Below are 18,714 nucleotides of genomic sequence, written 5' to 3'. Positions count from 1 at the left end.
CGCGGTCTGCCTCCGCCGTGACGTCCAGCGGGTCTAGGTCGCAGCCTTGCCGGCGGAGGATGCGGGGCGTGGGGGCCGAGGGGGGAGGGTCGCCCTGCCAGGCCGGGCGGATGGTGACCGGCGAGCCCAGGCGGCCGGTGGTAACGCCGCCGAGGTGGTGCTCGTAGCGGTCCAGCACGAGGACGAGGCCGGCGCTGGCGCCGGCTTCGTGCAGGGCGAGGGGCAGGCCGCCCGTCTCGGCGGCGATGACGAGGAGGCCAGCCATGAGCGGGGCCGAGCGCATCGGCTCGTTCGTCTGCGGCGGGTGGTCGAGCCAGGGGAGCAGGTCGCTCTCGGCATCGCTCAGGGCCTCGGAGAGGGCGCTTTCGAGCGGAGCGGCCTCGGGGAGCGGGTGGGGCGGGTAGAGCGCGGCGAGGTGCGGGAGGCGGCCGCGGCGGACGAGGGCGTGCAGGCCGGCGGCGAGCCGGAGCGGCACCGAGTCCCCGCGCGCGTCCGGCCGCCCGGACCAGCCGAGGACCCGGCGCCCGACCTCGGTGGAGCCGTCGAGGAGGCGGCCGAGGGTCTCGCAGAGGGTGGCGGTGAAGGGGGAGCCGCGTTCGGTGCAGGCGCGGGCCTGGGCGGCGAAGGCCTCGCGGACGGTGGCTTCAATACTGGTCATGAGCCTGCTCCGGTCCCGCCTGCGGGAAGGAGGCGTTTCAGGAGGGGGATCCCTCGTCTACGCGCAGGATCTCGACGATGGGGGGCGAGAGCAGGATGTCGCTGAAGGCGCGCATCCAGTCCTCGCCCTCCGCGCGGGAGGCCTGGGCACCCCGGTGGCGCAGCCCTTCCAGCTGGTCGAGGCTGGTCAGCTCCGCCTCGAATTGCAGGCCGGCGCCGCCCTGGCCGCGGGTGAGGGGCACCAGCAGCCGCGCCTTGAGGCCGGCGGCCCGGGTGGCCTCCACCTCACGCCGGATGAAGTCCATCGCCTGTTGCCGGTTGGCGGGCAGCACGTCGTAGGAAAACCGGGCGATGTACATCGCGTGCCTCCTGGGCTGGGTCGCCTCGGGCCGGGGCGGGTGGCCGAGGGTTGGATGCGGCGGGAATGGTCAGCGGCCGCCTGGCCCGACGCCCGGCCCACCCGGCCGGGCGCGGTTCTGGCGGCGGGCCGCCATCTGGCGTCGGATGCTCTCGGCGAGGGCGCGCATTCGGTCGAGCACCTTCTGGCCGCTTCCGTCGGCGGGCGGGCGCCTCTTGGCGGTGCTTTCGGGCTTTGCCACGGCATCCCTCCGCGTGTTCCGACCGAGAGAACGCCGCGGCGGCGACGGGGGATGCCTGGCCGGCAGCCTTTATGCGGGCCGGGGGGCGGAAGCCGGTTCCGCCGGACAGGCCGGGTGGGGGAATTTGTTCCCTGGCTGCGAACCGGGAGCACGGCGGTCGGGCCTTCCGCCCGCGCGAAACCGCGGTCTATGCTTTGCCCAGAGAGAAACGATCCAGGAGAATGGCGATGGGAAACATCCCGCGTCGGGGCTTGTTCGCGGCGGGCATGGTGCTGGCGGCGCCGCGTCTGGCGGCCGCGCAGGCGGCCCAGCAGCTGGCGATCGCCACGGGCACCACGGGCGGGGTCTACTACCCGCTGGGCGGCGCGCTCGCGAACCTCATCTCCCGCCAGATGCCGGGCATGTCGGCGACGGTGGAGGTGACGGGCGGGTCCGTGGGCAACCTCCAGCTTCTCGGCGCGAACCGGGTGGGGCTGATCTTCACCCAGGTGGACGCCGCGGTGGACGCGATCCGCGGGAATGACCGCTTCCGCGGGCGGCCGGTGCCGGCGCGGGCGATCGCGGTGATCTACACCAACCGCATGCAGGCGGTGACGGTGGCGAGCACCGGCATCAAGTCGATCCCCGATATGAAGGGCAAGCGCGTCTCGACGGGCGCGCCGGGCTCGGCGACCGAGGTGATGGCGCTGCGGCTGATCGAGGCAGCGGGGCTCGACCCCGCGAAGGACTTCCGCGCGCGCGAGCGGCTCTCGCCGGCGGAATCGACGAATGCGATGAAGGACGGGAAGCTCGACGCGTATTTCTTCGTGTCCGGCATTCCGACGAGCGCGATCACCGATCTCGGCGCGAGCCCGGGCGTGCAGATCCAGATGATCGACCATGACCAGTACACCGCGAAGATCGTGGAGAAGTACGGGCCGGTCTATTTCAACGAGGTGATCCCGGCCGGCACCTATCCGGGGCAGGCGACGGACAACAAGCAGATGTCGGTCGCCAATGTTCTCGCGGTGCGCGAGGACATGCCGGCGGAGATGGTGACGAGCCTGCTGAAGCTGACATGGGAAGGGCGCGAGGACCTGGCGCGCACCCATGCGGAGGCGCGTAACTTCAAGCTGGAAGGGCAGAAGACGGCGGCGGCAGGCATCCCCTGGCATCCGGCGGCGGAAGCCTACTGGCGCTCGGTCGGCGCGACGCTGGCCTGATGCGCCGCGAGGAGGTGGCAGTTCCATCCGACGGGCCGGCGGGGGCTGCACCGGGACTGGGGGCGGGCTTGCCCTTCGAGGTGGCGCCGGGCTCGCTCGATGCCGCCACGACGGCGCGCGTCGAGGCGCTGATCGAGGAGGAGGAGGGCGCGCAGCACCGCTTCCGCGGCGTGCTCGCCTGGATCGGCACGGCGATGGCGCTGGCGATGAGCCTGTTCCATCTCTGGGCCGCCTGGGACATCGTGCCGACGACCACGCTGCGCTTCGTGCATGTGGGCTTCGCGCTGGCGATCGGCTTCTTCCTGTTCCCTGTCTCCAGGCGCTTCCGACACCGCTTCATGGCCTGGGACGCGGTGCTGATCGCGGCCTCGCTCTACGTCATCTGGTATCTTGTCTCGGGCGGGGACGACCTGCAGGACCGGGTGATCTTCCCGGAGCCGATGGACCTCGTGGTCGGATGGCTGCTGGTTGGCCTCGTGCTGGAGGTGACGCGGCGCACGACGGGGCCGGTGATGCCGGTCGTCGCGATCGCCTTCATGGCCTATGCCTTCTTCGGCAACCACCTGCCCGCGCCCTGGACGCACCGGGGCTATGATTCCGAGCGGCTGATCCCGCATCTGGCGGTGGGGCTGGACGGGATCTTCGGCACGGCCGTTGATGTCTCGGCCACGCTGATCATCCTCTTCACCATCTACGGCGCGATCCTGCAGCTGAGCGGCGCGGGGAAGTTCTTCGTGGACTTCTCCTTCTCCGTCATGGGCGGCAAGGCGAGTTCGGCGGGGCGGACGGTGGTGCTGTCCTCCTTCCTGCTCGGCGGGCCCTCGGGATCGGGCGTGGCGACCACCGTGACGCTCGGCACCGTGGCGTGGCCGATGATGAAGAAGGTGGGCTACCGCGCATCGGACGCGGGCGGGCTGCTGGCGGCGGGCGGGCTCGGCGCCATCATCTCGCCGCCCGTGCTGGGGGCGGCGGCCTTCCTCATCTCGGAATACCTCAAGATCGGCTATCTCGACGTGCTGCGCATGGCGGTGGTGCCGACCTGCCTCTACTACGCCTCGCTGCTCTTCATGGTGGAGCTGGACCAGCGCCGCCTGGGGGCGGCGGGCAAGGCGGTGGAGGTGCCCGCCGCCACGCCGGCGCGGGAGCTGGTGAAGAAGTACGGCTTCCACTTCTCCTCCCTCGTCGCGATCATCGTCTTCATGGTGCTTGGCTACAGCTCCACGCTTGCGGTGCTCTACGCGATGGTCGTGGCCGTGGTGCTCTCCTTCCTTCGGCGCGACACGGCGCTGGTGCCGAAGAAGCTGATCGAGGCGCTGGCGGTCGGCGCGGTGCAGTCCGTCGGCATCGCGGCCACCTGCGCCTGTGCGGGGATCATCGTCGGCGTGATCACGCTGACGGGGCTGGGCCTCAAGTTCTCGGACATCGCGATCCAGGCGGCGAACGGGTCGATCCTCGGCACCGCGCTGTTCACGGCGCTGATCGTCTGGATCATCGGCCTCGCGGTGCCGGTGACGGCGAGCTACATCATCTGCGCCGTCGTCGCAGCGCCCGCGCTGATGAAGCTCGGCGTGCCCGACTACGCCGCGCACATGTTCGTCTTCTACTACGCGGTGCTGAGCGAGGTTTCGCCGCCGACCGCGCTCTCGCCCTTCGCCGCCGCGGCGATCACGGGGGCGGGGCCCTATTCGACGACGCTGCAGGCGTGGAAATACACCTTGCCGGCCTTCGTGCTGCCCTTCGTCTTCGTGACGGACCCGGAGGGTGTGGGGCTGCTGCTGTCGCTGACGCCGAGCATGACCTGGCTGGACGTGGCCTGGCAGGTCCTGCTCGCGACCCTTGGCCTCGCGGCGCTGGCGGCGGCCTGCCAGGGCTTCTTCCTGCGAACGCTGAACCCGCTGGAGCGCGCGGGCTTCACGCTGGCGGGTCTGCTGCTGGTCTTCCCCGCGCTGCTGGAAGGGCTGGCGCCCTGGCTGCCGGCGCCGCATTGGATCGGCATGGCGCTGGCGGCGGGGCTGCTGGTGCTGCAAGGGCGGGGGCGGCGGGCCCTGTCGTGAGCGCGTCGGGCGCGTTCCGCCGGGCCGGGCTGGCCAGGGGGGCGCGTCCGCCGGCACTGGGCGCCGCTTCCGCCGCCTTGCCCGGGACCCGGCCTCCGCTGCGCATCGCCCTCCGAAGCGGCGTCTTGTCTTTCCCCGCCATCTCGGCAATGCCGACGCCCCGATGGCCGAGGGGCAGGAAGATGAAGGTCGTCCGCGATCTGGCGGAGTTGCAGGGGATACGGAGGCTTCGGCGCGCGTCAGGGCGGAGCCTCGGCTTCGTTCCCACCATGGGCGCGCTGCATCGCGGTCACCTGGAACTGGTGGCGGAGGCTCGGCGGCGGACGGACGAGGTAGCCGTCTCGATCTTCGTCAACCCGCTGCAGTTCGGCCCCGGCGAGGACCTGTCCCGCTACCCTCGTGATGAGGCCGGTGACCTCGCGAAGCTGCGCGGCGCGGGATGCGACCTTGTCTGGATGCCGCCGGTCGAGGCCATGTACCCGCCGGGCGCCGCGACGGTGATCGAGGTGGCCGGTCCCGCCGAAGGATTCGAGGGCGCGGCCCGGCCCGGGCATTTCCGCGGCGTGGCAACCGTCTGCACGAAGCTCTTCCATCAGACCGGCGCCGATGTGGCGGTGTTCGGGGAGAAGGACTGGCAACAGCTCCAGGTCGTCCGCCGCGTGGTGGCGGACCTGGACATGGCCGTGGGGATCGTCGGCCATCCGACCGTCCGGGAGGCGGACGGGCTCGCCTGCTCCTCGCGGAACCTGCGGCTCTCGCCGGCGGAACGCGCCCTCGCGCCGCAGCTCGCGCAGGAGATGCGGGCGGCCGTCGAGCGAATGGCGGGTGGCGCGACGCCCGGCCCGGTCCTCGCGGCGGCCGAGGCACGGCTCGGCGCGGCTGGCTTCGCGCCCGAGTACCTGGTGCTGGTGGAGCCGGAAACGCTGCGGCCCTGGCAGCTGGGCAGGGCCGGGGAGGCGAGGCTGCTCGCCGTCGCCCGGCTGGGGGACGTGCGCCTGCTCGACAACATGGCGGTCCGGTTGCCGGGCTGAGCGCCGCGCCTCCTGCGTCATTCCCGGCGTACCAAGGCCGCGGGGGAGCGCGTGGATCGCGCCCCCGTGGCGCTGGTTCAGCAGGAGATCACGACATCGACGGCCGTCAGCCCGGTGCCGACGAGCAGCACGGGCTCCTCCGGACCCAGCCTAATCGACGGAGACGCCGACCTCCTTGATCAGGCTGCGGTAGAGTTGGCGCTCCCCCGAGAGGAAGCGCGCGAAATCGGCGGGCGGGCTGGCGACGACCTCGGCGCCGAAGTCGCGCAGCAGGCGCTGGCGGATATCGGGGATTTCCAGCACGGCGCGCAGGTCGTCGGCGATGCGGTTCACCGTCTCCGCCGGCATGGCCTTGGGCCCGACCATGCCGAACCAGCCCATGGAGGAGAAGCCGGGCACCGTTTCGGCCGCCGTTGGGATGTCTTCCAGCATGGGGAAGCGGTTGGGCGAGGTGACGCAGAGAGCCTTGAGGGCACCGGCGCGCACCTGGGGCGTGATGACGGGGGTGCCGTCGATCACGAGGTCCACGCGGCCCATGATGGTGTCCTGCAACGCGCCGGCGGTGGTGGAGTACGGGACGTTGCTCATTTCCATGCCGAGCGCGGTTTTCAGCATCTCGACGCAGAAGCGGGGCAGGTTGGCGGGGCTGCTGGTGGCGAAGGTCATGCGGCCGCCGCGCTCGCGCGCGAGGGCGCGGAGCTCGGTGAGGTTGCTTGCGGGCAGGTCGGGGCGCGCGGCGAGGAGGAAGGGCGTGTTCATCAGCATCGAGACCGGCGCGAAGTCGCGGTCCGTGTTGAAGGGCACGTCGCGCATCAGCCCCTCGTTGAGCACGAGGATGGAGGCCTGGGCGAGGAGGAGGGTGTTTCCGTCGGGCTCGGCGCGGGCGACGGTCTGGGCGGCGATGTTGCCGTTGGCGGCGGGGCGGTTCTCCACCACCACGGATTGCCGCCAGCGGACGGAGAGGGCCTCGCCCATCAGCCGGGCGGCGACGTCGGGCGCGCCGCCCGGCGGGGAGCCGATGACGAGGCGGATGGGGCGGGAGGCGAAGCCGCCCTGGCCCTGTCCTTGGGCCCTGGCGATGCCCGGCAGGGCCAGCGCGGCGCTGCCCGCGAGAAGGCTGCGGCGGTTCAGGCGCAGGTTCATGTGCGTTCCTCCAGGAGTTCGTTGGCGCAGTTTTCTTGGACGCCTTGGGCGAGGCCGCAGACGGTGCGGAGGAGGGCCTCCGGATCCGGGATGCGGCTGCCGCGCCAGGCGACGTACTGGTCGGGTCGGACGAGGGCGAGCGGGGCTTCGTAGAGGGCGGGAAGGCGCGCATCGCCGGGCGAGGCGACCGTCAGCGGGATGCCAAGGCGGGTCGCGGCGCGCCGCAGCGGCTCGGCCTCGGCTTCGGCGGCGGGGTCGGTGACGAGGAGGGTGAAGCCGGGGCCGAGGAGGTCGTAGAGGGAGCGGCCGTCGGCAAGCCAGAGATGGGGCGCGAGGCAACCGGGATGGGCGCTGGGCAGGTAGTCGCTCACCTGCGCTGCGGGGGGCGCGCTGCCGTCCGGCACGGTGACGGGGGAGCCGGAATAGTGGCTGCCGAGCACGACGCCGAGGGTGCGGAACTCGCGCGGCTTGTGCTCCATGATGAGCGCGGCGGCCTCGGCGCGGGCCGCGGTGCCGCGGGCTCCGTCCTCCTCCAGCCCGTCGCGCAGCAGGTCGGGCGCGAGGACGGCGTAGTTGGCGACGGCCTCCTCGATGACGCGGGCGTGGACGGGGCGGCGCTCGGCCTCGTAGCTGTCGAGCAGCGCCTCGCCGCCCCAGCCGCGCAGCCGCGCCGCGATCTTCCAGCCGAGGTCCACGCCGTCGGCGATGCCGAGATTCATGCCGTAGCCGCCGAAGGGCGGGTGCAGGTGGCAGGCGTCGCCCGCGAGGAAGACGCGGCTCGCGCGGTAGCGGTCGGCGAGCAGGCTGTGCGCGGCCCAGGTGTCGATCGTCAGGATCTCGGGCGAGACGTCGCGGCCGAAGGCGGCGGTCATCAGCGCCTGGAGTTCCGGCTCCGTCGGCGCGGGCGCGTCTTTCGGGATGGGAAAGCCGAAATACCAGGTATCGCCCGTGTCCATCGGGCCGGCGATGGCGGCGCTCTCGGGGTTCACGAGCCAGTACATGATGGAGCGGCCCTCGGCGAAGACCTCGCGCAGGGCGGGCGCGCGGATGACGAGGTTGATGTTCTGCGCGAAGGCGTGGTTGCCACTCATGCGGATGCCGAGCGCGCCGCGCACGGTGCTGCGCGAGCCGTCGGCGCCGACCGCGTAGTCCGTGCGCACGCGCAGGCGCTGGCCGGTCTCGGCGTCCGTCAGCTCGGCGGTGACGCCGTCGGTGGATTGGTCGAGGGACTCGAGGGCGAGGCCGAAGCGCAGGGTGACGTCGGGCAGCGTCGCCGCATGGTCGCGCAGCACGCCCTCCACCGTGTATTGCGGGATCCACTGCGCGTGCTCGGAGTAGAGGTCGTTCGCGCCGGGCGCGCCGTAGAAGGCGTTGCGGATCGTCGTGATCTCGCGGCCGAAGAGGCGCGTCTTGAAGATGATGTCGGTGGGGTAGTCGGGCGGCAGCGGGGAGGCCGCGCGGATGCGGCCGGCGAGGCCCCATCGGCGCATGTGCTCCATCGAGCGGACATTCGTGGTTTTCGCGCGCGGCTGTCGGGCGTGGCGCAGGTTGCGTTCGACGAGCAGCGTGCGGATGCCGCGCGTGCCGAGCTCCGTTGCCAGCGCGAGGCCGACGGGGCCGCCGCCGACGACCAGGACCTCGGTGCGGAGCGATTCCTCTGTCTCGGGCATCCCCGTTCTCTCCTGCATTCTTCGAGCTATTCGCGAGGGATGTTGGCGCTCGCGACGATGGCGCGGGCGCGGCTCACCTCGCGCGCGATCATGTCGCGGGTGGCGCGGGGATCGCTGCCGGCGGGCACGAGGCCGAGCTCGTCGAGGCGGCGGCGAAGGTCGCCTTCCGCGAGGGAGGCAAGGATGGCGTCGTGCAGGCGGCCGACCGCCTCGGCCGGCGCGCTCGCCGGCAGGGCGAGGGCGTACCAGGTGGGAAGATCGAAATCGGGGAGGTTCGCGGCTTCGGCAACCGTGGGCACGGCGGGCAGGCGCGGGACGCGGGCGGCGGTGGAGACGGCGAGCGGCACCGCCTCCCCCGCCTGCACCTGGCCGAGCACGGCGCCGACGGTTTCCACCACCACGGCGACGTCGTTGTTGCGGAGCGCGATGAGGGCGTCGCCGGTGGTGCGATAGGGAATGGCGGTGAAGCGCGCCCCGGTCGCGGCCTGGAAGGCCTCGGCCACGAAGTGCTGCGTGGTGCCGACGCCGACCATGCCGAGGTTCAGCGCGCCGGGCGCGGCGCGGGCGGCCCCGATCAGCGCGGGCAGGGTGGCGTGTGGACCGTTCGGAGGTGCGAGGAGGATGAGCGCCATGGTGGCGACGCGAGAGGCGGGGGCGAAGTCCTCCACGGCGTCGTAGGGCAGGCGGCGGAAGACGGCGGCGGAGGCCGCGTGGCCGTTGTTGAGCATCATCATCGTGTGGTTGTCGCGGGCGCGGACGAGCGCCTCCCCGGCGACGGTGCCGCCGCCGCCGGGCCGGTTCTCGACGAGGACGGGCTGGCCGAGCCGCGCCGAGAGGGATGGGGCGAGGAGGCGGGCGACGATGTCCGTCGTGCCGCCCGGCCCGGCGCCGATGAGGCAGCGCAGCGGTCGGTTCGGCCAGGCGGCCTGCGCGCGCGCCGCGCGCGGTGCCAGCAGCGCGCCGGCTGCGGCGAGGACGGCGCGGCGCGGCGCCGGGGTCACGGCGTGTCGGCCTCGTAGTTGTGCACGAAGTCCGGCGGGGGCGTCGGGCCCCAGAGGTAGAAGCCGTCCTCCGGCGGGTGGTCGCGGCCTTCCCAGTCGATGCTGCCCGGCACGAAGTCCATGTCGGCCGAGTACTCGCAGTAGCTGCCCCAGGGGTCGCGCACGTAGTGGAAGTAGTTCGAGCCGAGCACGTGCCGCCCGAAGCCCCAGCCGCGGTCGTAGCCGCGGTCCGCCATGGCCATGGCGCCGAGGCCGATGTCGTTCAGCGTCGGCACGTCCCAGCTGAGGTGGTGCAGTCCGGGCGCGTTGGACTTGGCGAAGGCCATGACGTGATGGTCGCTGCCGTGGATGGCGTGCATGAAGGCGACGATCCCGGCCGAGCTGTCGGAGAGGCGCAGGCCGAGGATGCGGTTGTACCAGGCGACGGCCGCGTTCACGTCGGGGGTGAAGTGCAGGATATGGCTCAGCCGGCGCGGCACGGCGCGGTTGGCGTTGCGGCGATACGGCGCGTTGCGGGTGGCGGTCTCGGTGACGGGCAGGACCATCGAGGTCTTCTCGTCCGGCTGCGTCTTCACGCCGACGCGGATCTCGATGAGCGTGCCGTCCAGGTCGCGGAACCAGAGGCCGTTGCTGTCGAAGCCCGGCGGCGGATCGAGCAGGCGGATGGCGTTGGCCTCGAGGTGCTTGCGAAAGCGCGGCAGGTCCTCCTCCCAGCAGTGGAAGGAGTGGTGGTGAACGGCCTTGCGCGCGCCCTCCACCACGCGGCCCCAGCGGTAGCCGTCCTCGGCGGTGTGGAGCGAGAGCTGGTTGCCCTCGGGCCGGACGTCGAGGCCGAAGGCGTCGTAGTAGTCCTGCGCGCGCTCGACCGCCGGCACGGTGAGCACGAACTCGCCCACCGAGTGGACGCCGAGCGCGCCGTCGCGGCGCGTGGCCGGGATGTAGCCGCCCTGTGCGGTCATGCTGCTCTCCTCAGGCGCCGCTCATGCGGCTGCCGCTTTGCTGTGGTTGTGCCGCGGGGGTGAGCCGCAGCAGGCGCTCGGCATTGCCCCGCATGACCGCCTCCTTGCCCGCGTCATCCAGGCCGAGCGAAGCGATCGCCGTCAGCGTCTCCGCGATCGGGCCGAAGGGCGCGTCGGTGGAGAAGACGAGGTGCTCGTGTCCGAAGAAGGCGAGGGAGGCGGGCAGGCCGGTGGCGGAGCCGAACATGGCGGTGTCGGCGTAGAAGTCGCGGAAGTAGTCGAGGTGGGGGCGGCGGAGGGCGGGGAGGATGCCCGAGAGGTCCTCGTCGGTGGTGCGGCTGCCGAGCACGGCCATGCCGGGTCCGACGCGGCCGTCGAAGGTCGGGATCATGCCGCCGCCGTGGTGGGTGATGATCTTGAGGGCGGGGTGGCGGTCGAAGAGGCCCGACAGCACGAGGCGGGCCATGGCGACGGAGGTCTCGTAGGGCCAGCCGAAGCACCACCACATCTCGAAGCGGCTCTTTGGCTCGCTCGCGTAGTCCGTCATGTCGGCGGTGCGGGCGGGGTGGAGCCAGACCGGCAGGTCGTGGCCTGCCATGGCGGCGAAGAGGGGCTGGTACTCGGGAAGGTCGAGGGGCTTGCCCGCGACGTTGGTAAAGATCTGCACGCCGCGGGCGCCGAGGGTGGTGATGGCGCGGTCGGCCTCGCGGAGCGCGTCCTCGGGGTCGAGGAGGGAGAGGGTGGCGACGAAGGCGGGGAAGCGCTCGGGGTGGCGGGCGCAGAGCCCGGCCATGGCGTCGTTGGCGATGCGCGCGAGGTCGGCGGCCTGGGGCGCGGAGACGATGTCCTCGAGCGGCGGGTTGGGCAGCGAGATGACCTGGGCGTAGCCGGGCACCTCGTCCATGGCGCGGAAGCGGGCCTCGAGGTCGTGCAGCGCCCGCACGCCCTGCAGGCGCGCCGCGATGTTGCCGAGCCTGGGCGAGACCTTCCCCAGCGCCTCCGAGAAGGGGCGCGGCAGAATGTGCGTGTAGATGTCAATCATGCCCGTCGCTCCGCGGTTCTCATTCGGGCACGATCCCCGCGGTGCGGACGACCTCGGCCCAGCGGGCCGTGTCGGCGGCGACGAGGGTGCGCAGGCGGTCCGGGGCACCCCCGACCGGGGTGATGCCCTGGCCGGAGAGCGCGGCCGCGATCTCCGGCGAGGCGAGGACCTCGTTCGCGGCGGCGTTCAGCCGGGCGACCGTCTCGGGTGGCGTGGCGGCGGGCGCGAAGAGGCCGTACCAGCCGCTCATGTCCGTCGCCGGCAGGCCCAGCTCGGCGAGGGTGGGCACCTCGGGGAAGGTGGGCAGGCGCGCGGGGCTGGCGACGGCGACGAGGCGCACGCGGTTCTCCCCCGCGAGGCCCTGCGCGGCACCGGCGGAGACGAACATCGCGACCACGCGCCCGGCCAGCAGGTCCGTCACGGCGCCCGCGAGGTTACGGTAGGGCACGTGCGCCAACTCGATCCCCGCCTGCTGGCGGAACAACTCCATCGCCAGGTGGTGCGGGGTGCCGATGCCGGGGGAGCCGTAGTCGAGGCCGCCGGGGCTGGCCTTCGCCCGCGCCAGGAGGTCTCCCACGCTGCGGCCGACGGAGGCGTGGACGAGCAGGCCGAAACCGGCGGTCGCGAGTTCCACGATGGGGGCGAAACTTGTGACGGGGTCGTAGGGCAGGCTGCGGAAGAGGCTGGCGTTCATCGCCAGGGTGTTCGTCTGCACGAGGAGCGTCGTGCCGTCGGGCGCGGCGCGGGCGACGGCGGCGGTGCCGATATTGCCGCTCGCGCCCGTGCGGTTGTCCACGACATGCGGCTGGCCGGTGCGGCGGGCGAGGCCCTCGGCGAGGAGGCGGGCCACGATGTCGGGCGGGCTGCCGGCGCTGTAGGGGACGATGACCGTCACCGGGCGCGCGGGCAGCCCCTGCGAAGAGGCGGGCGCGGGAAGCGTGCCGCTTCCCAGCGCGGCGCCCATGGCGGCGCGGAGCGCGGTGCGGCGAAGGAGCCGTTGCGGCATGAACCCTTCCCTCCCTCTCCGGCCGCCCCTCGGCGGGGGCGTGCCGGGTTGCCGGCGCTCAGGCGGCGGCGCGCTGGCCCACCGCGGCCTCGTCCTTGATGGGGTTGCTCAGGATGCCCAGGCCCTCGACCTCGACCTCGCAGACATCGCCGGGCTTCATCCAGAGCGGCGGCTTGCGGGCGAGGCCGACGCCGGCCGGGGTGCCCGTGACGATGATGTCGCCGGCCGAGAGGGTGAAGGCCTCGCTCAGCGTCGAGATCAGCGTTGCCACGTCGAAGATGAGATCGTCGGTGGAGGCGCTCTGCACGACCTGGCCGTTCAGCCGCGTCTCGATGCGAAGGCCGCGGGCGCCGGGCGGCACCTCGTCGGCGGTGACGAGCGTGGGGCCGAAGGCGCCGGTGCTGTCGAAGTTCTTGCCGACCGTCCACTGCGGCGCCTTCAGCTGGAAGTCGCGCACGGAGGCGTCGTTGAAGACGGAGTAGCCGATGACGTGGTCGAGCGCCGTGTCCTTGGCGATGTGGCGGCCGCCGCGGCCGATGACGGCGACGAACTCGCCCTCAAAGTCGAGCTGCTCGGAGACAGCAGGGCGCAGGATGGGCGCGCCGTGGCCGATCAGGCTGGAGGTGAAGCGGGCGAAGATCGTGGGGTAGGTTGGCACCGCGAAGCCGCTCTCGGCCGAGTGGTCGGCGTAGTTGAGGCCGACGCAGATGATCTTGCCGGGGGTGGTCAGCGGCGGAAGCAGCTCGACGGAATCGAGGCTGACGGCGGGGGCGGAGAGAAGGACTTGGCCGGCGGCCTTCAGGGCCTCCGGGCCGGCCGCGACGAGGCTGTCGAGCGTGCCGGGAAAGTTCGCGTCGGTGGCGAGCAGCCCGTGGAAGCCGCCCCCGGGCGCCGCGGCGGCGAGGCCGGTCGTGTCACCCCTGCGGAACGTCGCGAAACGCATCCCTATTCCCTCCTCTTGTCGTTGCCTGACGATGGCACCGGCCAGATGGATCATGCAAGAGAAAATAGATTATCCATGGGAGGATGAATTTGTGCTACGGCGGGGCAGGAGGTGCCGATGCCGCGCGACACACCGGGCCTGAGCCTGACCCAATCCGTCTATGAGCAGTTGCGGGCGGACCTTCTGGCCTGCCGGCTCTGGCCAGGCGACCGGCTGAAGATCAGCGACCTCTGCCAATCCATGGGGGTGAATCTCGGCGCGGTGCGGGAGGCGCTGTCGCGCCTCTCCTCCGAGGGGCTGGTGGTGGCGGAGCCGCAGCGGGGCTTCCGCGTGGCGCCGATCTCGGCCACCGAGCTGCGCGACCTGACGGAGGTGCGGATCGAAGTTGAGGCGCGTTGCCTGCGCCGCTCGATCGAGGTGGCGGACGTGAGATGGGAAACGGCGATCGTTGCCGCCCATCACGGCCTGACCCGCCTGCCCGAGCGCGACCCCGACGACCCATCCCGCGCGAATGATGCCTGGTCGGCCCAGCACGCAGCCTTCCACCGGGCACTGGTGGCGGGCTGTGGCAGCCCCTGGCTCCTGCGGCTGCGCGACAGCCTCTACGACCAGAGCGAACGCTACCGCCGCCTCTCTGTGCCGCTGGGACGGGCCGAGCGCGAGGTGGGCCGCGAACACCGGGAAATTATGGAGGCGGCCGTTTCCCGCCAGGCCGACCGCGCCTGCGCCCTGCTGGCGGAACACTTCCGGGCGACGACGCTCATCCTGCTGGAAGTGGATGCCCTGGGGGAGGACACGTGAGGGGCTGACACGGGTGATCCCGGGGAGAGGAAGAAAGAATTCTTCCTCTCCCCGGACCCCTCACCATCATCTTTTTCTATCTGGCTGAAATGCTTCGAGGCCGATGTGCCTCGGCCCGTGGACCCGGGGCACTGCCTCGGACGTCCGGAGAGGGCAGAGCCCTCTCCGGAGTGGTCAGCGGGCCTGCTGGATCGCCGAGAGCACCCAGGTCTCGCCGGGGCGGCGCGCGAAGGTCCAGATCTCCGTCACGGTCTGGCGAGTGTTGGGGTCGCCCTCCACCACCTGCCCCGCGGCGTCGCGGGTCACGTCGATGAGGCTGAAGCGCATCGCGACGGTGGCGTAGTCGGTACCGCCCTCGGACCAAGCCTCGGCAAGGTCGCCGGCCTCCAGGCGCACGTCGCGGGTCTCGTTCCGCCAGCCACGGGCGGCGAGGTCACGCAGGTCGCCCTCGAAGTAGCGGACCATCTCCGGGGTGGCGAGGCGGCGCAGGGTGGCCACGTCCGCGGACGACCAGGCGCGGTTGATGGCGACGAGGCGGTCGCCGAAGGCGCTGAAATCCGCCTCGCCGATGTTCACCGGGCGGGTCGCCGCACGGCCGCCGGCGCCGCCCATGGCGTTGCCATCCATCTCACGGGCATAGGCGTTCGGCACGGCACCGCGCGGCCCGGCGCCGGCCATGGCCGGCATGCCGGCGCGGCGGCCGCGGATGACGCGCAGCACGAGCCAGACGATGCCGGCGATGATGGCCAGCTGCAGCAGGAAGCCGAGGAAGCCCGAGCCGCCGGACATGCCGCCGAAGGCGCCGTGGCCGAAGAGCATGCCGGCGATGCCGGCACCCAGCAGGCCGCCCATCAGGCCGCTCATAAACCCGCCGCCGAACATCCCGCCCCGGCTGGGCGTGGTGTAGGAGGGCGCGGGACGCGGCTGGTAGCCAGGATTGGCGTAGCCCGGCGCCTCGCGCGGGGTTTCCGTGCGGTTGAAGGGGGTGGCGGTGCCCGGCGCGGTGCGCGTCGAGGGCGGGGCGCTGTAGCTGCGCGACCCGCGGCTGCCCGAGGAGGCGCCGCCGCCGGGGCGTGCCTCGGCGATGGCGGGACCGAGCGCGAGGGCCAGGGCGGCGAAGGCGGCCAGGAGGCGGGCGCGACGGCGCATGGGGGTGGTGCTCCGAGAGAGGTTTCTCACAGTGCTGTAATATAGTGGAAAGGCCCCCGGTTTCCATGGGGGCCTTTCAGGAGTGGCGGCGCGGCCCTCAGGCCGGCTCGGCCTCGCGCTTCCTCATCATGGCCTGAAAGGCGGGGCGGGACTGGCAGGCGGCGATCCAGGCGGCCAGGTTTGGCGCGGCCTCGAAGAGGGCGCGGGCGGGCTGGGCGTAGCGGATCACCTCTGCCAGGTTGATGTCGGCCACCGTGAAGCGACCGCCCACCAGGTGCCCGCCGCCGGCCGCGAGCGCCGCGTCCAGTACGGCGAAGGGGGCGCGCAGCCGCGCCTCGGCGGCCTCCGGGTCGCGCTTCTGGGCGATGGCCAGCGTGTCCGCCTCGATGCCCATGCCCCAGAGCGACCACATCACCGCCAGCCCCTCCTCCCGCGCGTCTTTCGGCGCGAGCGGGCCGCCGTGCTTGCGGGCGAGATAGAGGCTGATGGCGAGGGATTCGTGCAGGACGAAGCCGTCATCGTCCATGCTGGGGATCAGCCCGTTGGGGTTGACCGCGCGGAAGGAGGGCGAGGCGGTGTTCAGGGGCGCATCCGGCGCCGCCGGGTCCTTCAGGCGATAGGCCTGGATCACCGGCACCCCCTCGAAGTCCAGCCCCAGCTCCATGGCGGTCCAGACGGGGCGCGTCGCGCGGGAGCGCAGGACGCCGTAGATCTTCAGGGCCATGGGGCGGTTCCTCGGTTGTTGCCGGTGCCGGCTTAGCAGAGGAACCCGCCGGTGATCAGGCCCCCGCCATCGTCAGCCCCTCGATCCGGAGCGTGGGACTGTCCGTGCCGCGCCGGAAGCGGAGGTCGTTGGCCGGGGTGATGTGCAGGAACATCTCGAGCAGGTTCCCGGCGATGGTGACGCCCGAGAAGGGCTCCGCCAGCTGCCCACCCCGGATCATGAAGCCGGAGGCGCCGCGGCTGTAGTCGCCGGTCAGCCCGTTGATGCTGCTGCCGATCATCTCGGTGACGTACAGCCCCTCCGCGATGTCAGCCATCAGCGCCTCGGGCGAGACGGTGCCCGGCTCCAGCCAGAGATTAGTGGTGGAGGGCGAGGGCGGCCCGCCCACCGCGCGGGCGGCGCGCCCGTTGGAGGCGAGGCTGAGTTGCCGCGCCGAGCGCCAGTCCAGCAGCCAGTGGTTCAGCACCCCGTCCTCGACGATCGCGAGCGGCGCGGTCGGCATTCCCTCGGCGTCGAAGGGGCGGGAGCGAAGGCCGCGCGGGCGGGTCGGGTCGTCCCGTATCGTCAGGCCGCGGGCCATGACCTGGGTGCCCATCTTCTCCCGCAGGAAGCTCGTGCCGCGCGCGACCGAGGCCCCGTTCGCGGCGCCCACGAGATGGCCGATGATCGAGCTCGCCACGCGCGGGTCGTAGACCACCGGCAGGCGCGCGGTGGCCGGGCGGATCGGGTTCAGGCGGCGCACCGCCCGCTCCCCCGCGTTTCGGCCGAGGGTTTCGGGATCGTCCAGGTCCGACAGGTGGGTGGCGGAGGCGTAGTCGTAGTCCCGCTCCATCCCCGTGCCCTGCCCGGCCAGCGCCGTGACGGAGAGGCTGTGCCCACTGCGCGTGTAGGTACCGGCGAAGCCGTTGGAGGCGGCCAGCGCGATCACGGTCCGGCTCCACCCCGCATCCGCCCCTTCGGAATTGGTGACGCCGGCGATGGCGCGGGCGGCCTCCTCGGCGCGGCGGGCGCGGTCGGTCAGCAAGGCGACGTCCGGCTCCACCCCGTCGTCCATGTCGAGCGGCAGGTCGGCCAGCGACGGCACGCGCTCGGGCAGGCCGCCGAAGGGGTCCTCCGGCACGGCGCGCGCCATGGCGACGGCGCGCTCGGCCAGGGCCGCGAAGCCGCGCGGGTCGGCATCGGTGGTGGAGACGATCGCCTGCCGCCGCCCGACGAAGACGCGCAGCCCGATATCGAAGCCCTCCGCGCGCTCGACGTTCTCGACCTCCCCCAGCCGCATCTGGAGGGAGAGGGAGGCGCCGGCGGCCAGCATGGCGTCCGCCGCATCCGCCCCCGCCGCGCGCGCGGCGGAGACGAGGGCGGCCAGGGCCTCGCGCGGGTCGGCCTTCGTCAGCGTCTCGCTCACGCCGCCAGCCTTTCGATCACCTCGGGCAGGTGTGGCACGCGGCCGGCAGGGCCGAGGGCGGCGAGCGTCGGCGCCGCGCGGAAGGCGCGGGCGGCGGCCTCCTGCACCTGCTCCACCGTGACGGCGGCGATGCGGGCCTTCGTCTCCTCCACGGGGATGATGCGGCCGTGCACCTGGAGCTGGCGCGCGAGCTGCTCGCACCGCGAGCCCGTGGATTCGAGGGACATGAGCACGGAGGCGCGGAGCTGCGCCTTGGCGCGGGCCAGCTCCTCCTCGGTCACGTCGTGCTGGACGCGGCGGAGTTCCTCGAGCGTGGCCGGCATGAGCTCGGCCGCCTGCTCCTCGCCGGTGCCGGCGTAGATCGTGAAGAGGCCGGCATCCCGGTAGGGCGAGTGGAAGGAGTAGACGGAATAGACCAGCCCGCGCCGCTCGCGGATCTCCTGGAACAGGCGCGACGACATGCCGCCGCCGAGGATGGTGGAGAGCAGCATCGTCGGGTGGTGCATGGGGTCGCCATAGGCCGGCCCCGGGAAGCCCAGCAGCAGGTGGACCTGGTCGAGGTCACGCTCCTCGCGGAACTCGCCGCCGGTGTAGCGGGCGGGCTCGGCCTCGTGCTGGTCGGTGGTCGGCAGGTCGGCGAAGTGCTGCTTCGTCAGCTCCACCAGCGCGTCGTGGTCCACCGCGCCGGCGGCGGCCACCACCATGCGCGAGGGACCGTAGTGGCGGCGCATGTAGCCGGTCAGCGCCTCGCGCGGCAGCGTCTCGATGATCCCGGCTGGGCCCAGCGTCGGGCGGCCCATCGGCTGGCCGTGGAAGGCGCGCTCCTGGAAGTGGTCGAAGACGATGTCGTCGGGCGTGTCGTTTGCCTGGCCGATCTCTTGAAGGATGACGCCGCGCTCGCGCTCCACCTCCTCGGGGATGAAGGTGGAGTGGGTCAGGATGTCGCCGAGGATGTCGGTGGCCAGCGGCAGGTCCTCCTTCAGGACCTTGGCGTAGTAGGCGGTGGTCTCGCGCGCCGTATAGGCGTTCAGGTGGCCGCCCACCGCCTCGATCTCGCGCGCGATGGCGGAAGCGTCGCGCTTCTCGGTTCCCTTGAAGGCCATGTGCTCGAGGAAATGGGAGACGCCGTTCTCCTCGGGCGTCTCGTCGCGCGTGCCGGTATGGACATAGGCGCCGATGGAGGCGGTCTCCACGCGACTCATGGTGTCGGAGACAACGGTCAGCCCGTTCGGCAGGCGGGTGAGCCGGATCGCGCCGCCGTTGGCGGGATCGGTGGCGGCGGCGAGGGTGGACTCGGTCATGTCGGGGGGACTGGCTTCCGGAGAAAA

At 72.3% G+C, this 18,714-nt stretch carries 18 protein-coding genes; 4 read left to right on the top strand and 14 right to left on the bottom strand.

What is annotated here, in order from left to right:
• The 3 genes from D9599_RS20230 to D9599_RS20220 all read right to left on the bottom strand — a co-directional run.
• On the bottom strand, positions 1-658 hold a 658-nt coding region (locus D9599_RS20230), incomplete at its 3' end, for a DUF2332 family protein (RefSeq protein ID WP_198383093.1).
• Positions 659-695: 37 nt separating this feature from the next.
• Positions 696-1,016: a hypothetical protein gene (locus tag D9599_RS20225; protein ID WP_198383092.1), complete on the bottom strand. Its 321-nt coding sequence runs from the start codon at positions 1,014-1,016 to the stop codon at positions 696-698.
• Between the two features lie 69 nt (positions 1,017-1,085).
• Complete coding sequence (locus D9599_RS20220; RefSeq protein ID WP_198383091.1) at positions 1,086-1,256, bottom strand: hypothetical protein; 171 nt, start codon at positions 1,254-1,256, stop codon at positions 1,086-1,088.
• Between the two features lie 227 nt (positions 1,257-1,483).
• Here D9599_RS20220 and D9599_RS20215 point away from each other — a divergent pair, with 227 nt between their 5' ends.
• From D9599_RS20215 to panC, 3 genes are all read left to right on the top strand, one after another.
• Entirely contained in the window at positions 1,484-2,458 is a 975-nt protein-coding gene (locus D9599_RS20215) for a TAXI family TRAP transporter solute-binding subunit (protein ID WP_198383090.1), read from the top strand.
• Positions 2,458-4,512, top strand: a complete 2,055-nt coding sequence (locus tag D9599_RS20210) for a TRAP transporter fused permease subunit (protein ID WP_198383089.1) — start codon at positions 2,458-2,460, stop codon at positions 4,510-4,512. Before D9599_RS20215 ends, D9599_RS20210 begins: the two co-directional genes overlap by 1 nt.
• A gap of 182 nt (positions 4,513-4,694) precedes the next feature.
• Positions 4,695-5,543 (top strand): pantoate--beta-alanine ligase, encoded by an 849-nt coding sequence (gene panC, locus D9599_RS20205; RefSeq protein WP_198383088.1) that lies wholly within the window; start codon positions 4,695-4,697, stop codon positions 5,541-5,543.
• A 150-nt stretch (positions 5,544-5,693) separates the two neighbouring features.
• Here the strand turns inward: panC and D9599_RS20200 are convergent, their stop codons facing one another.
• The 7 genes from D9599_RS20200 to D9599_RS20170 are packed head-to-tail and all read right to left on the bottom strand — an operon-like array spanning position 5,694 to position 13,307.
• The gene (locus D9599_RS20200) at positions 5,694-6,686 is read right to left on the bottom strand and encodes a tripartite tricarboxylate transporter substrate binding protein (protein WP_198383087.1); all 993 of its coding nucleotides are present in this window, start codon (positions 6,684-6,686) and stop codon (positions 5,694-5,696) included.
• Positions 6,683-8,356: an FAD-dependent monooxygenase gene (locus D9599_RS20195; protein ID WP_198383086.1), complete on the bottom strand. Its 1,674-nt coding sequence runs from the start codon at positions 8,354-8,356 to the stop codon at positions 6,683-6,685. The genes D9599_RS20200 and D9599_RS20195 overlap by 4 nt, the downstream gene beginning before the upstream one ends.
• Before the next feature lie 26 nt (positions 8,357-8,382).
• Positions 8,383-9,357, bottom strand: a complete 975-nt coding sequence (locus D9599_RS20190) for a tripartite tricarboxylate transporter substrate binding protein (RefSeq protein WP_198383085.1) — start codon at positions 9,355-9,357, stop codon at positions 8,383-8,385.
• Complete coding sequence (locus D9599_RS20185) at positions 9,354-10,316, bottom strand: VOC family protein (RefSeq protein WP_198383084.1); 963 nt, start codon at positions 10,314-10,316, stop codon at positions 9,354-9,356. The genes D9599_RS20190 and D9599_RS20185 overlap by 4 nt, the downstream gene beginning before the upstream one ends.
• A gap of 10 nt (positions 10,317-10,326) precedes the next feature.
• Positions 10,327-11,358, bottom strand: coding sequence for an amidohydrolase family protein (locus D9599_RS20180; protein WP_198383083.1), 1,032 nt, complete (start codon positions 11,356-11,358; stop codon positions 10,327-10,329).
• Positions 11,359-11,377: 19 nt separating this feature from the next.
• A complete protein-coding gene (locus D9599_RS20175) occupies positions 11,378-12,364 on the bottom strand; it encodes a tripartite tricarboxylate transporter substrate binding protein (RefSeq protein WP_198383082.1) in 987 nt (328 codons plus the stop codon).
• Positions 12,365-12,422: 58 nt separating this feature from the next.
• Positions 12,423-13,307 (bottom strand): fumarylacetoacetate hydrolase family protein, encoded by an 885-nt coding sequence (locus tag D9599_RS20170; protein ID WP_198383081.1) that lies wholly within the window; start codon positions 13,305-13,307, stop codon positions 12,423-12,425.
• 117 nt (positions 13,308-13,424) lie between these two features.
• On the opposite strand from D9599_RS20170, the gene D9599_RS20165 reads away from it, so the two are divergent.
• The gene (locus D9599_RS20165; RefSeq protein ID WP_198383080.1) at positions 13,425-14,108 is read left to right on the top strand and encodes a GntR family transcriptional regulator; all 684 of its coding nucleotides are present in this window, start codon (positions 13,425-13,427) and stop codon (positions 14,106-14,108) included.
• 174 nt (positions 14,109-14,282) lie between these two features.
• On the opposite strand, the gene D9599_RS20160 is transcribed toward D9599_RS20165, so the two are convergent.
• The 4 genes from D9599_RS20160 to D9599_RS20145 form a co-directional block, all read right to left on the bottom strand.
• Positions 14,283-15,257, bottom strand: coding sequence for a Tim44 domain-containing protein (locus tag D9599_RS20160; protein WP_198383079.1), 975 nt, complete (start codon positions 15,255-15,257; stop codon positions 14,283-14,285).
• Between the two features lie 97 nt (positions 15,258-15,354).
• Positions 15,355-15,981, bottom strand: a complete 627-nt coding sequence (locus tag D9599_RS20155) for a glutathione S-transferase family protein (RefSeq protein ID WP_198383078.1) — start codon at positions 15,979-15,981, stop codon at positions 15,355-15,357.
• Between the two features lie 55 nt (positions 15,982-16,036).
• Entirely contained in the window at positions 16,037-17,386 is a 1,350-nt protein-coding gene (locus tag D9599_RS20150) for a TldD/PmbA family protein (RefSeq protein WP_309228671.1), read from the bottom strand.
• A complete protein-coding gene (locus D9599_RS20145) occupies positions 17,383-18,687 on the bottom strand; it encodes a pitrilysin family protein (protein ID WP_198383077.1) in 1,305 nt (434 codons plus the stop codon). The genes D9599_RS20150 and D9599_RS20145 overlap by 4 nt, the downstream gene beginning before the upstream one ends.
• Between the last annotated feature and the right edge of the window lie 27 nt (positions 18,688-18,714).

Origin of the sequence: Roseomonas sp. KE2513, assembly GCF_016107305.1 — a bacterium.
Taxonomy (GTDB): Bacteria; Pseudomonadota; Alphaproteobacteria; order Acetobacterales; family Acetobacteraceae; genus Roseomonas.
This window is presented reverse-complemented; position numbering and strand designations above follow the sequence as displayed.

Coding starts and splice junctions, on each gene's coding strand:
- D9599_RS20225 (WP_198383092.1), bottom strand. CDS start 1,016: ATGTACATCGCCCGGTTTTCCTACGACGTGCTGCCCGCCAACCGGCAA.
- D9599_RS20215 (WP_198383090.1), top strand. CDS start 1,484: ATGGGAAACATCCCGCGTCGGGGCTTGTTCGCGGCGGGCATGGTGCTG.
- D9599_RS20210 (WP_198383089.1), top strand. CDS start 2,458: ATGCGCCGCGAGGAGGTGGCAGTTCCATCCGACGGGCCGGCGGGGGCT.
- panC (WP_198383088.1), top strand. CDS start 4,695: ATGAAGGTCGTCCGCGATCTGGCGGAGTTGCAGGGGATACGGAGGCTT.
- D9599_RS20200 (WP_198383087.1), bottom strand. CDS start 6,686: ATGAACCTGCGCCTGAACCGCCGCAGCCTTCTCGCGGGCAGCGCCGCG.
- D9599_RS20195 (WP_198383086.1), bottom strand. CDS start 8,356: ATGCCCGAGACAGAGGAATCGCTCCGCACCGAGGTCCTGGTCGTCGGC.
- D9599_RS20185 (WP_198383084.1), bottom strand. CDS start 10,316: ATGACCGCACAGGGCGGCTACATCCCGGCCACGCGCCGCGACGGCGCG.
- D9599_RS20180 (WP_198383083.1), bottom strand. CDS start 11,358: ATGATTGACATCTACACGCACATTCTGCCGCGCCCCTTCTCGGAGGCG.
- D9599_RS20175 (WP_198383082.1), bottom strand. CDS start 12,364: ATGCCGCAACGGCTCCTTCGCCGCACCGCGCTCCGCGCCGCCATGGGC.
- D9599_RS20170 (WP_198383081.1), bottom strand. CDS start 13,307: ATGCGTTTCGCGACGTTCCGCAGGGGTGACACGACCGGCCTCGCCGCC.
- D9599_RS20165 (WP_198383080.1), top strand. CDS start 13,425: ATGCCGCGCGACACACCGGGCCTGAGCCTGACCCAATCCGTCTATGAG.
- D9599_RS20160 (WP_198383079.1), bottom strand. CDS start 15,257: ATGCGCCGTCGCGCCCGCCTCCTGGCCGCCTTCGCCGCCCTGGCCCTC.
- D9599_RS20155 (WP_198383078.1), bottom strand. CDS start 15,981: ATGGCCCTGAAGATCTACGGCGTCCTGCGCTCCCGCGCGACGCGCCCC.
- D9599_RS20145 (WP_198383077.1), bottom strand. CDS start 18,687: ATGACCGAGTCCACCCTCGCCGCCGCCACCGATCCCGCCAACGGCGGC.